Origin of the sequence: Alysiella crassa DSM 2578, from assembly GCF_000745955.1 — a bacterium.
GTDB lineage: Bacteria > Pseudomonadota > Gammaproteobacteria > Burkholderiales > Neisseriaceae > Simonsiella > Simonsiella crassa.
Window position 1 is genome coordinate 1 of sequence record NZ_JQKH01000080.1, and the last position, 11477, is coordinate 11477.

The window sequence follows — 11477 nt, forward strand, 5'->3', positions numbered from 1 at the left end:
TAGGCAAAACGCATGATTGACTTGCTCAAAATCCAAACTGCCAATAAAGGTTCGGATTTTTTCATGACTCGGTGTCGCATCGCGTTCCCAAGCAAGATATTGTTTTAAATCGTCAATATTGTTACTCAAAAAGCGGTCTATATCACGAAAGCTTTTTGCACCACCCATTATCGCAATCACAATGGCTGTTAATAATTTAGCTTGCGCGTAACGTTTACCTTCGCTGCGTCTTTTGTCTTCAATTTCTGAAAAGTAGGTTTCCAAAGTTTGCATGGTCAAATTACCGTTAGTTTAACTTTATCATTTTACACCAAAAGAACTTGGCAGGTCTGGGGTTAGGGTGTGGGGTGGTTTCATGGCATAGGGCAAATTTTTTGTTTCCCCATGATTTTACCCCCACCCTAGCCCCCCGTTGTGGACGGAGGGGACAGATGGGTGGAAATGGAAAAAAATTGTCGTGTACTGTAAGGCTGCCTGAAAACAAAATTAGCTAAAAGTTCCCAATTAGAAATTTTTACTATTTATGCGTGTGCAAGCGCGTTAAAAGTGCGTATTATAACGACTTTCAACTGTTGCGCCTAACCTGTTGTTTTTATGGTTCGCGTAACACAATTACTCAAAGAAAGATAAGATTATGAATAATATTATGCAATTAAAAGACAATGGCTTAAAAGTAACAGGTCCCCGTCTGAAAATTTTGGATTTGTTTGAAACCCACCCCGAAGAACATTTGAGCGCGGAAGATGTGTACCGTTTGTTGCTGGAAAACGGCGTGGAAATCGGCGTGGCAACCATTTACCGCGTTTTGACACAATTTGAACAAGCAGGCATTTTGTTGCGCCACTATTTTGAAAGCGGCAAAGCAGTTTACGAACTCAATCGCGGCGAACACCACGACCATCTGGTGTGCGTGAAATGCAATATGATTACCGAATTTCACAACCCAGAAATTGAGCGTTTGCAAGACAAAATCGCTGAAGACAATGGCTACCGCATCGTAGACCACGCTTTGTATATGTATGGCGTGTGCGGCGAGTGTCAGAAAAAAGAAAAGCGTTGATTTGATTTTAAATTCAATTAAATAAATTAATTCAGGCAGCCTGAAAATATTTTCAGGCTGCCTGAATTATGTGGATTATGCTTGCGACACGCGCTCCACCCAATCCGCCAACACATCGGCACACACATCGGCATGACTCAAAAACGGCGCGTGTGCCGCTTTGTCTATCAAATGAAATTCGGCGTGGGGCAAATTCGCCGCCAAATATTCGCCCATGCGCGGCGGCGTAATGGTGTCTTTGCCGCCGTATAATAATAGCGTGGGGGTAGCAATTTTGGGCAACAGTTGCCGTGCATCGGCGTGTTCTATGGCGGCGAGCGCGGATTGCAAGGCGGTAGGCGTGCCATAACGCATGGTGTCAGGCAAAATCTCGTTTAAAATCTGCTTGCGGTCGGCGTTGTGCAACAATTGTAATTCCAAAAATTGTCGCAAATATTTCGGATAATCTTCTTGGAACAACACGGTCATGCGCTGCAAACTGTGCGCGTTTAGCCCTTGCGGATAATCGGCGGCAGCCTGAAATTTGGCAAAAGTATTACACAAAATCAAACCCTTAATCCGTTCAGGAAACCGCGCCGCCATATGCAACGCCACCAAACCACCCAGCGACCAACCCAACACAAAACTGTTATCGGGCAAATTCGCCGCCATCGTGTCGGCGGCGGCGAGCAAATCAAAATCTTGGGCATTGTCGCCATGCCCCAACAAATGCGGTGCGCTGGTGTGCCAATTTTCAGGCAGCCTGCGGCGGAATTCATTGAAAATCGCGCCATTTACCGCCCAGCCGTGAATCAAGCAAAGATGAGTTGTCATGTTTAATGCCTTGTTTACACAATTAAATTCCTGCCTATTGTGCCATAATTTAACGGAACAATCACTCTGTTCAGGCTGCCTGCATGATTTGGCGGCGATTTACCCGTCCAGCCAACAGCAAATCCGCACCCCCGAAGCGGCATGGGCGCACGAGTGGGCGAGCGCGAATTATGTGCCGCCCCTGCCCAGCGCGTTGCATGCGTGGAAACATGGTGGGAAAACTCAATTTTCACATTTATTTCAACAAATTATGTTGAATAATCCACCGATTTGGTTACGCGAATTTGAGCCCGATTGCGTGCTTGCCATGCCCTTGAGTGCGACACGGCGCAACGAACGCGGTTTTAATCAATGCGATGAATTGGTGGATGCATTACACCAGCATTACGGCTGGCGTATCTTGCCTCACCATGCCGTCCAGCGCCAACACAAAGCCGCGCAAAGCACACTCAATCGCGCCGAACGCCTGAAAAATATCCAAAACAGTTTTACCATTCACGCCGATGTTCGAGATTGTAATTTATTGATTATAGATGATATTTGTACTACGGGTGCGACTTTGGCAGAATTAACACGCAGCCTGAAAGCGGCTGGTGCGGCACAAATTGCGATGTGGGTGGTGGCGCGGAAAATGTGATTTTATCAGTTAAATAATTGATATTTCATTATATTTAATTCAATTGTCATACATATTTCAGGCAGCCTGAAATGTAAAATAATTTGACGAATCAGCTTCTGCGGTTTATATTGCGAACAGTTGCCATCTGAAAATCTAATTTCAGATGGCTATTTTGTTGAAAATATTGAAATTATGTTTACCATTGTTTTATATCAACCCGAAATCCCGCCCAATACGGGCAATATTATCCGCTTGTGCGCCAACACGGGCTGCGACTTGCATTTGGTCAAACCGCTTGGTTTTCCGCTAGACAGCGCGAAAATGAAACGCGCAGGCTTGGATTACCACGAATTTGCCAACTTAACCGTGCATGAAAATTGGGACGAATGCGCGGCAGCATTGGCAGGTCGCCGCATTTTCGCGCTCACCACCAAAGGCAACACGCGCCCTGACCAAGTGGCGTTTGCGCCCGATGACGTGTTTTTGTTTGGCGCAGAAACGCGTGGTTTGCCCGCCGACATTTTGAACGCGCTGCCCGATACGCAGAAAATTCGTTTCCCCATGTTGCCGAATAATCGCAGCATGAATTTGTCCAATACGGTGGCGATTACCGTGTTTGAAGCGTGGCGGCAAAATGGTTTTGCGGGTGGCATTTAGTTTTCAGGCTTCCTGAAAATAAAAATAAGCTAAATTCAATGGATAATAAATTTTAATCAATTTATTCAACTACTTGGCATAAGAATTGCTTGTGTTATAATTTAAGAAATGTGTTAGATTATTCAACAGAACGGAGTTTACGATGTCTAAAGCAAAAGACAGATTTTTCATCAGCTTAATTGCGCTGATGTTGGTAGGTACGGCAGCGATTAACAAAGCAAACGCCGCTCCTGTCAACAATGTAGAAAATTTCACCCAAACGGGCAAGGCTTCATGGTATGGACCGGGTTTTCACGGTCGCAAAACCAGCAATGGCGAGCGTTTCAATATGAATGCGATGACCGCCGCACACCGCAGCCTGCCTTTGCCCAGCTATGTGCGCGTAACCAATTTGGCGAACAATAAAAGCGTGATTGTGCGCGTGAACGACCGTGGACCTTTCCATGGCAATCGCGTAATGGATTTGTCTAAAGGTGCGGCGCAGCAATTGGGCTTTGTGGGCGCGGGTTCTGCCCAAATTCGCATTCAAAGTTTGGACGCGGGTAATGACAATATTCAAGTGGCAAATGTGCAAATTCGCACCGATAAATTTGAAAAAGTTACCGTAACCCTGCCTAAAGTCAGCAAACAAATCAATTTGGCAAAAGTAAACGCCAATAAATTAAACAACAAACAAGCAGCAACTGTTACCAAAACCCTGTTTACTGCCGCACTCACACAAAGCGCGTTTGCCCCATTTGCAGGGCGCGAAGAAGCCGTTTATTTGGATTCCCCCGTGTTTGGCAGCCTGAAAGAAGCCAATGCCCATTTGTTGAAATTAAGCACACAAATGCGTGAAGCCAATTTGAATTATCCCATCGTATTGATGGAAAACGAAAAATCCAAAGGCTATCAAGTGCGTATCGGTCCATTTAAAGAGCCGCAAACTGCAGACGATATGAAAAAGCGTTTGGGCGCATTATCCGCGTAAATTAACTCATTCAAATAATCAGGCAGCCTGAAATCTATTTTCAGGCTGCCTTGTTGTTTTAAATTTAATACGCGTGTAGCACAAAAATCGTGGGGCGTTTTTTCAAATTGGGCAATTCGGGCAATTTGCGCCATTCCGAAATTTTTTTACTGACAATCAGTTGCGTGGGCAAAGTCAAATCGCACGCCACGCACACACGCGTGTCGGGGTGCAGTACCGCCAGCGCGTCCGCCAATAAAGCGTCATTGCGGTAGGGCGTTTCAATGAAAATTTGCGTTTCATTGACTTGGCGCGAGCGGGTTTCCAGCGTTTTCAGGCTGTCTGTGCGCCCATCTTTGTCGGCGGGCAAATAGCCTTTGAACGCAAAACTTTGCCCATTCGCCCCCGAAGCCATCAACGCCAACACAATGCTGGACGCGCCCACAAGCGGTTTCACTTCAAAACCTTGCGCGTGGGCGAGTGCCACCACGTCCGCCCCTGGGTCGGCGATGGCGGGGCAACCTGCTTCGCTGAGTACGCCGACATCGCGCCCATCGCGCAGGGGTTGGAGTAAATCGTGTAATTCTTGGGCTGGTGTGTGTTTGTTCAGCGTTTTCAAATTCAATTCACGAATCGGCGTGGACACAAAATATTTGAGATGAGAACGTGCCGTTTTTTCAGATTCTACAATAAAATCAGTAATATGATTAATTTGCGCCAATTCATGTGGCAGCAAGCAGGGCGTGTCGGGTGTGCCGAGTGGTGTGGGGATAAGATAGAGTGTAGACATTTGATTTTTTAGATAATTAAATAAATTGAGTGGACGAATAATTTTTCAGGCTGCCTAAATCTTCAGGCAGCCTGAAAACCACAAAAATTAAACTTCCCCGTCTGCCATACTGGCTTGTTCGGCTAATACTTTTTTCTCTTGGTAGGCGGCTAATTGCGCTGCCACGCCGTCTTGAATTTTTTGCAAACTATCGGCTTGCGCTTCATGGTAGGCTTCTTCCAGCGCATAGGCAAAGCCCACCGCGTCCGTGCCGCCATGACTCTTAATCACCACGCCACGTAATCCCAAGAAAATCGCCCCATTAAAACGGCGCGGGTCTAGTTTTTGCTTAAAACCATTGAGCGCGGGTTTTGCCGCCAAACCGCCCAATTTGGTAAACATATTGCGATGAAATTCCTGCCGAATCTCATTGCCCATAAATTTGACTGCCCCTTCAATTGTTTTCAACACAATATTGCCCACAAAACCGTCCGCCACAATCACGTCCACTTCTCCCGTAAACACCGCATTGCCTTCAATATTGCCGATAAAATTCAGGCTGCTGTCTTTGAGCAATTTAAAGGTTTGTTTGACTGCTTCCGTGCCTTTAATGTCTTCCGTGCCGATGTTCAGCAGCCCGACACGCGCAGGCGCACGATTCGGTTTCAGCGCACTAAACAATTCGCTGCCCATCACTGCAAACTGAAACAACTGCTCCGCCGTACAATCCGCATTCGCCCCCAAATCCAACATCAAAGTCAAATGCCCATCTTGCGCAGGCAAAAATTTCGCAATCGCAGGACGCTCCACCCCATTCAAAGTTTTCAACACAAAACGCGCCGTTGCCATCAAAGCGCCCGTGTTGCCCGCCGACACCGCCGCCTGAGCCTTGCCACTTTTCACCTGCTCAATCGCCACACGCATAGACGAATCTTTTTTATTTTTCAACGCCATTTGTGGGGCTTCGTCCATTTCCACCACCTGCGTGGCGTGAATAATTTCCACCCGATTCATAGGCGCATTCAACGCCAACAAATCTGCTCGAATCTGCTCTGCATCGCCCACCATAATCAAATTTGCATTGGGCTGCTTCGCCAAAAACGCAACAGCAGCAGGCACGGTAACGCCCAAACCCACATCACCGCCCATCGCATCAATAGATAAGGTAATCATTTTCTCTATTTTCCAAATAAAATAATCTATTTTAACGCATTCAGGCAGCCTGAAACGCAGATTTTGCATTTTTTACCGCATATGGCAAAAAATACAAGCTACCTGAAAACATGAAAAAACCCCTTGTTGAAACAAGGGGTTTTAAAATTTGGCGGAGTAAGAGGGATTCGAACCCTCGATCCAGGTTTTAGCCCAGATGCACCCTTAGCAGGGGTGTGCCTTCAGCCTCTCAGCCATTACTCCAAACATTCAACACAAGCGCGTTGAAGCTGCGTATTATGCAGATGATTGATGAATGTGTCAATTTAATTTTCGGCGTATTTTTTTATCTGAATGAAAATTATGTGATTTTTCCAAAATTTTATGCGATTATATGATACAAATCAGGAAAATTGGATTTGCATTCATTTATTGTGTTCTTTGTGGCTGATAATTTTGATATACTTATACCCTACGCTGTGAATTGTAAAGCACGTGCTAATAATAAAATGCTTACGGGCATTTCGTTATAGAAAGATTTAATAATATGAAATTACAAGAAATAGTGAGTACACTTTCTGCTTTAGATGGCGTGATTGCGGTTGCCATTGTGGACTATGAAAGTGGTATGATTATGGCTTCCCAAATCAATCAGGAAGGTTTTGATTTGGAAGTGTTTGCCGCAACTGGCAGCAACATCATCGGCGCAAAAAAACGCACCATCGCTATGTTGGACAATGACGATTATATTCACGATATAGTCATCAGCATGACTTCACAATATCACTTATTATGCCCTTGTTCTCAACAAAACAATAATATGTTTATTTATATGGTGCTTAATCGTGAAACGGCAAATTTGTCATCGTGTCGGCGCACCTTGTTTCAAGCGGAAAAAGTGATTGTTGCTTAATCGCGTAAGCATATCGTAGGATACGGCGGTATGCTTTTTTCGTGTGCAGGCAGCCTGAAATTTAATTTTTGATTTTAATAAGGATTTTTTATGAGCGTACAGTTACCCATTGAAGCGAAAGACATTCAAAAACTGATTCCACATCGCTATCCGTTTATGCTGTTGGACAGAATTACGGCGTTTGAAAGCGGCGTGTCTTTGACGGCATTGAAAAATGTGAGCATGAACGAGCCGCAGTTTACAGGGCATTTCCCTGATTTTCCTGTGATGCCAGGAGTGCTGATTATTGAAGCGATGGCGCAAGCCTGTGGCGCGTTGGCGATTTTGACCGAAGGCGGACGCAATCCCGATGAAATTTATTTTTTCGCGGGCATTGATAATGCGCGGTTTAAACGCCAAGTGATTCCAGGCGACCAATTGGTTTTTGAAATCAAATTGTTGCAAAGCAAACGTGGCATTGGCAAATTCACGGCACAAGCGTTTGTGGGCGATGAGTTGGCGGTGGAAGCGGAAATTATGTGCGCCAAACGCAAAGTGTAAACAAAAATATTTGAAGACAGCCTGAAAACGTCATTGGGTTTTCAGGCTGCCTTATTTTAGAACCTGTGTTCATAATTCGCTTAATTGTTTAATAATATCAAGGGTTTGATTTCTTTGTAAATCATCAATTTCGGGGCTGGCAAGCACTTTGGTAAGCAATTGCCACAGCAGGGCATCGGATTTGAGTTTTTTGCGGGTCATTAGATGTTGCACATATTCCAATGCGGCGTTGGGATTGCCCAAATCCACTGCTTTTTCTAGCCAATACACGGCGTTGCGGGTGCTGTTTTGGTTGAAATAAATATGGGCGATGGCGATGGCAATTTCGCTATGGTGTTGATGTTTCCATGCTTTTTTGTACCAATATAGGGCTTGTTCTTCGTCTGCCGCCACACCATAAGCTGTGGAATAGCACACCGCAACTGCTTTGTAGCAATCGGCATCGCCTGCTTGTGCGCTGGCAAGTAGCTGCTTGAATGGGTGAAATTCGCTGGTCATGACGGTGCAATCTGTATTGACAAGAAATGGGCTTATTTTACGCTAATCTGAATTTTCAGGCTGCCTTTATTTTTAGGCAGCCTGAAATTCAGATAAACCATATTAACGAATAATACCGCGTTTGGAACTGTCAATAAAGGTGCGTAAGATTTCTAATTCATTGCTTTCTTGGCGCATTTCGGCGATTTTGGCTTTGGCGTCATTCAGGCTTAAATCTTGCATATAAATGGCTTTGTAGGCTTTTTTCACGCTGGCGATTTGTTCGGGGGTGAAACCGTTGCGGCGCATGCCTTCGCTGTTTAAACCCGCAGGTTCGGCGCGATAACCTGAAGCCATAAAATACGGCGGCACGTCTTTGTGTACCCCCGCCGCAAACGCGGTCATGGCATACGCGCCAATGCGGCAAAATTGAAACACCAAAGTGTAGCCGCCCAACACCACATAATCGCCAATTTCCACATGCCCCGCCAAGCTGGCATTGTTGGCGAAAATGGTGTGGTTGCCCACCACGCAATCGTGCGCCAAATGCACATACGCCATAATCCAGTTGTCATCGCCCAAACGGGTTTCGCCTATGCCTGTTACCGTGCCTGTGTTGAAAGTGGTGAATTCACGAATGGTGTTGCGATTGCCGATGATGAGTTTGGTGGGTTCATCGCGGTATTTTTTGTCTTGCGGTGCGGCACCCAAGCTGGCGAATTGGAAAATTTTATTGTCTTCGCCGATGGTGGTGTGCCCGTCAATAACAACATGTGCGCCAATTTCCGTGTTTGCGCCAATTTGCACGTTTGCGCCGATGATGGAATATGCGCCCACGCATACGCTGCTGTCTAATTCCGCTTTCGGGTCAATAATGGCGGTAGGGTGGATTAAAGTCATGATGAATCCTTTCAGGCTGCCTGAACAATAATAATGAGAGAATAAGCATAAACCAAACCGCTTATTTATGCCACAAAAAGCATGGATATTGGCAAAAAAATTCAGGCAGCCTGAACCCATTTTGCACCCTTTTATTTCACACAAAATTTTGAATTAGATTATTTATTTCATTAATAAAAATAACCATTTTGCGCAACTTTTTTATTAGTAAGTTGTGTTAAAATGGTAAGTCATTTTGTTTGTGGAAACGGCTTCATCATGTTTAATCGCTCGCTTGCTTTGGTTCAAATTGATTCCTATCGCGCCTACGCGCAACAGCATTATCCATCTTTGTGTCAGCCACGCCCAGAAAACAGCCACAAGGGTACATTTGGTACGGTGGCGATTGTGGGCGGCAGCAAAGGCATGGTGGGCGCGAGTGTTTTGGCGGCGACTTCCGCGATGTACACAGGCTGCGGCAAAGTGTTGGTGGGTTTGAATCATGTGCATAATCCGCCAGCCGTGTTCCACAATCGCCCTGAAATTATGGTGGACTATGCGGTGGATATGGTAACCAATTACCATCATATTGTGGATACTTGGGTGGTGGGCTGCGGTTTGAGTAAAAATGAAACGGCGGTACAAATTCTAAAAGCTTTATGGAACAGCTCCATCACTCAATTGGTTTTAGATGCAGGGGCGTTGCCGATTTTAGCCGAACATTCCGAATTATTCCCCACGCAACACAAACGTACCGATTTGGTCATCACCCCCCACCCAGGGGAAGCTGCCAAATTACTCAACGTCAGCATTGAACGCATTGAACAAAACCGTGATTGGGCAGCGCGTGAACTGGCATCGCGCTATCGGGCGTGGGTGATTTTGAAGGGACACGATACCTTGATTTCATCGGCGCGTGGCTTTTTATTAACCAATCCGAGTGGCAATGCGGGTTTGGCGACTGCTGGTTCGGGCGATGTGTTGGCAGGGATGGTGGGCAGCCTGTTGGCGCAAGGCATTGAAGCGGAAGAAGCGGTGCCAGCCGCCGTGTGGTTGCATGGTGTGGCGGCGGAAGTGTTGGTGCAAATGCAGATTGGTCCGATTGGCATGTTGGCGGGCGAATTGGCAGAAGCGGTGCGTTGGGTACGCAATCAATTAACCTTGATTGTGGAAAATGAAGAACAAACCACGAGTTACGATAAAGATTTTATTTAAATATTACGAACACAGATTCTTAATCAGACCGTTTTTCAATTTCGTACACCATAAAAATCTTCAGGCTGCCTTTTACTAACCTACAAATTTTTACCTACCACCCACTTGTCCCCTCTCCTGTGGGAGAGGGTTAGGGAGAGAGTAAAACGGGCAATCCTCAACGATTTTTCCCTCTCCCAGCCCTCTCCCAAAGGAGAGGGAAAAAGGGATTGAATATCAACGATTTTAGGCTGTATTTTATTTTTTGTAGAGTACCGAAAGGCAGCCTGAAAACATCAAAATCATCTATTTCTATTGCAAATCAAACATGACTCGCTATGCCCTAACCGTATCTTATGACGGCAGCCAATTTTATGGTTGGCAAAAACAAAGTGCCACCATACCCACCGTGCAAACCGCTTTGGAGAACGCGCTTGCCGCCATCGCCCATCACCCCATAAACATCACCGCCGCAGGGCGCACCGACACAGGCGTACACGCCACCGCGCAAGTTGTCCATTTTGACAGCGAAGCCAATCGCCCCATCAGCGCGTGGGTGCGTGGCGTGAACGCGCATTTGCCCGATGGCGTTGCCGTGTTGCACGCCCAAGCCGTTGCGCCGCATTTTCACGCCCGTTTTGACGCATTTGCGCGGCGATACCGCTATTTATTGCAAACCGCGCCCGTGCGTTCCCCTTTATTATACGGTCGCGCAGGGTGGACACATTATGATTTAGACATGGCAAAAATTCAGGCTGCCGCCCAAATTTTATTGGGCGAACACGATTTTTCCAGTTTCCGTGCCGCCGAATGCCAAGCCAAATCGCCCATCAAAACCATGTATGCCGTGCAGATGAGCCAATTGGGCGATTTAATCAAACTGGATTTTCACGCCAACGCCTTTTTGCACCACATGATACGCAATATTGTCGGTGCGCTGGTGTATGTGGGGTGTGGGCGTTTGTCGGTGGAGGCGTTTGGCGAATTATTGGCAATGCGTAGCCGTTTGCATGCGCCGCCGACTTTTATGCCCGATGGCTTGTATTTTTTGGGCGCGGATTATCCTGAAGAATTTGGCATCATTCAAACACGGCAGCCTGAATGGTTGTGAGTTTCAGGCTGCCTTTCGCCACCCTACAAAAAATGAAATACTGCCTGAAATCGTTGAGATACAGCAATCTAACCCCCTCTCCTTTGGGAGAAGGCTGGGGAGAGGGAAAAATCGTTGAGCATTGCGAGTTTTACCCTCTCCCAAAGGCATGGGTATCTACACATCTTTTTTTGAGATTATGTTGATTGTTTTTCAACAAAAATTTCAAAACAAGCTGACAAAATCTCGCCGTGTTACGCGTGATTTTGAAACTAAAATTAAGGGCTATTGAATTGATATTTCAAATAACCTTTTAATTTTATTGTAAAAAGATGTGTAGATACCCATGCCCAAAGGAGAGGGAA

At 46.0% G+C, this 11477-nt stretch carries 14 protein-coding genes and 1 tRNA gene; 8 read left to right on the forward strand and 7 right to left on the reverse strand.

Features of this window, described 5'->3' with window-relative positions; genetic code table 11:
* Positions 1–273: transposase family protein (locus Q338_RS10310; RefSeq protein WP_034295071.1), on the reverse strand; the 273-nt coding region annotated here is incomplete at its 3' end.
* 361 nt (positions 274–634) lie between these two features.
* On the opposite strand from Q338_RS10310, the gene fur reads away from it, so the two are divergent.
* The gene (gene fur / locus Q338_RS10315; RefSeq protein ID WP_034295074.1) at positions 635–1060 is read left to right on the forward strand and encodes a ferric iron uptake transcriptional regulator; all 426 of its coding nucleotides are present in this window, start codon (positions 635–637) and stop codon (positions 1058–1060) included.
* A 75-nt stretch (positions 1061–1135) separates the two neighbouring features.
* Here the strand turns inward: fur and bioH are convergent, their stop codons facing one another.
* Positions 1136–1873, reverse strand: coding sequence for a pimeloyl-ACP methyl ester esterase BioH (gene bioH / locus Q338_RS10320; RefSeq protein ID WP_034295076.1), 738 nt, complete (start codon positions 1871–1873; stop codon positions 1136–1138).
* Between bioH and Q338_RS10325 the strand changes: the two genes are divergently transcribed.
* The 3 genes from Q338_RS10325 (at position 1872) to Q338_RS14140 (ending at position 4119) form a co-directional block, all read left to right on the forward strand.
* Entirely contained in the window at positions 1872–2510 is a 639-nt protein-coding gene (locus Q338_RS10325) for a ComF family protein (RefSeq protein ID WP_034295078.1), read from the forward strand. The genes bioH and Q338_RS10325 overlap by 2 nt on opposite strands.
* A gap of 174 nt (positions 2511–2684) precedes the next feature.
* Entirely contained in the window at positions 2685–3149 is a 465-nt protein-coding gene (gene trmL, locus Q338_RS10330; protein ID WP_034295098.1) for a tRNA (uridine(34)/cytosine(34)/5-carboxymethylaminomethyluridine(34)-2'-O)-methyltransferase TrmL, read from the forward strand.
* A gap of 187 nt (positions 3150–3336) precedes the next feature.
* On the forward strand, positions 3337–4119 hold the full coding sequence (locus tag Q338_RS14140) for a septal ring lytic transglycosylase RlpA family protein (protein WP_245946727.1): 783 nt from the start codon (positions 3337–3339) through the stop codon (positions 4117–4119).
* Between the two features lie 64 nt (positions 4120–4183).
* Here Q338_RS14140 and Q338_RS10340 read toward each other — a convergent pair whose 3' ends face one another.
* The 3 genes from Q338_RS10340 to Q338_RS10350 form a co-directional block, all read right to left on the reverse strand.
* Entirely contained in the window at positions 4184–4888 is a 705-nt protein-coding gene (locus Q338_RS10340) for an SAM-dependent methyltransferase (protein ID WP_034295080.1), read from the reverse strand.
* 87 nt (positions 4889–4975) lie between these two features.
* Positions 4976–6040, reverse strand: coding sequence for a phosphate acyltransferase PlsX (gene plsX, locus Q338_RS10345; protein WP_034295082.1), 1065 nt, complete (start codon positions 6038–6040; stop codon positions 4976–4978).
* Positions 6041–6189: 149 nt separating this feature from the next.
* A tRNA-Ser gene (locus Q338_RS10350) sits at positions 6190–6283 on the reverse strand.
* A gap of 283 nt (positions 6284–6566) precedes the next feature.
* Here Q338_RS10350 and Q338_RS10355 point away from each other — a divergent pair.
* Both Q338_RS10355 and fabZ read left to right on the forward strand, forming a co-directional pair.
* Positions 6567–6932: a roadblock/LC7 domain-containing protein gene (locus Q338_RS10355; RefSeq protein ID WP_034295084.1), complete on the forward strand. Its 366-nt coding sequence runs from the start codon at positions 6567–6569 to the stop codon at positions 6930–6932.
* A 90-nt stretch (positions 6933–7022) separates the two neighbouring features.
* On the forward strand, positions 7023–7472 hold the full coding sequence (fabZ, locus tag Q338_RS10360) for a 3-hydroxyacyl-ACP dehydratase FabZ (protein WP_034295086.1): 450 nt from the start codon (positions 7023–7025) through the stop codon (positions 7470–7472).
* A 69-nt stretch (positions 7473–7541) separates the two neighbouring features.
* Here fabZ and Q338_RS10365 read toward each other — a convergent pair whose 3' ends face one another.
* Both Q338_RS10365 and lpxA read right to left on the reverse strand, forming a co-directional pair.
* Complete coding sequence (locus Q338_RS10365) at positions 7542–7970, reverse strand: SEL1-like repeat protein (RefSeq protein ID WP_034295088.1); 429 nt, start codon at positions 7968–7970, stop codon at positions 7542–7544.
* A gap of 102 nt (positions 7971–8072) precedes the next feature.
* Positions 8073–8849, reverse strand: coding sequence for an acyl-ACP--UDP-N-acetylglucosamine O-acyltransferase (lpxA, locus tag Q338_RS10370; RefSeq protein WP_034295092.1), 777 nt, complete (start codon positions 8847–8849; stop codon positions 8073–8075).
* Between the two features lie 258 nt (positions 8850–9107).
* Between lpxA and Q338_RS10375 the strand changes: the two genes are divergently transcribed.
* Both Q338_RS10375 and truA read left to right on the forward strand, forming a co-directional pair.
* The gene (locus tag Q338_RS10375; RefSeq protein WP_051968606.1) at positions 9108–10043 is read left to right on the forward strand and encodes an NAD(P)H-hydrate dehydratase; all 936 of its coding nucleotides are present in this window, start codon (positions 9108–9110) and stop codon (positions 10041–10043) included.
* A gap of 307 nt (positions 10044–10350) precedes the next feature.
* Entirely contained in the window at positions 10351–11133 is a 783-nt protein-coding gene (truA, locus tag Q338_RS10380; RefSeq protein WP_034295095.1) for a tRNA pseudouridine(38-40) synthase TruA, read from the forward strand.
* Positions 11134–11477: the final 344 nt, after the last annotated feature.

Excerpts from the sequence above, each read along its gene's own strand:
- fur (WP_034295074.1), top strand. The coding sequence starts at position 635 with ATGAATAATATTATGCAATTAAAAGACAATGGCTTAAAAGTAACAGGT.
- Q338_RS10325 (WP_034295078.1), top strand. The coding sequence starts at position 1,872 with ATGTTTAATGCCTTGTTTACACAATTAAATTCCTGCCTATTGTGCCAT.
- bioH (WP_034295076.1), bottom strand. The coding sequence starts at position 1,873 with ATGACAACTCATCTTTGCTTGATTCACGGCTGGGCGGTAAATGGCGCG.
- trmL (WP_034295098.1), top strand. The coding sequence starts at position 2,685 with ATGTTTACCATTGTTTTATATCAACCCGAAATCCCGCCCAATACGGGC.
- Q338_RS14140 (WP_245946727.1), top strand. The coding sequence starts at position 3,337 with ATGTTGGTAGGTACGGCAGCGATTAACAAAGCAAACGCCGCTCCTGTC.
- Q338_RS10340 (WP_034295080.1), bottom strand. The coding sequence starts at position 4,888 with ATGTCTACACTCTATCTTATCCCCACACCACTCGGCACACCCGACACG.
- plsX (WP_034295082.1), bottom strand. The coding sequence starts at position 6,040 with ATGATTACCTTATCTATTGATGCGATGGGCGGTGATGTGGGTTTGGGC.
- Q338_RS10355 (WP_034295084.1), top strand. The coding sequence starts at position 6,567 with ATGAAATTACAAGAAATAGTGAGTACACTTTCTGCTTTAGATGGCGTG.
- fabZ (WP_034295086.1), top strand. The coding sequence starts at position 7,023 with ATGAGCGTACAGTTACCCATTGAAGCGAAAGACATTCAAAAACTGATT.
- Q338_RS10365 (WP_034295088.1), bottom strand. The coding sequence starts at position 7,970 with ATGACCAGCGAATTTCACCCATTCAAGCAGCTACTTGCCAGCGCACAA.
- lpxA (WP_034295092.1), bottom strand. The coding sequence starts at position 8,849 with ATGACTTTAATCCACCCTACCGCCATTATTGACCCGAAAGCGGAATTA.
- Q338_RS10375 (WP_051968606.1), top strand. The coding sequence starts at position 9,108 with ATGTTTAATCGCTCGCTTGCTTTGGTTCAAATTGATTCCTATCGCGCC.
- truA (WP_034295095.1), top strand. The coding sequence starts at position 10,351 with ATGACTCGCTATGCCCTAACCGTATCTTATGACGGCAGCCAATTTTAT.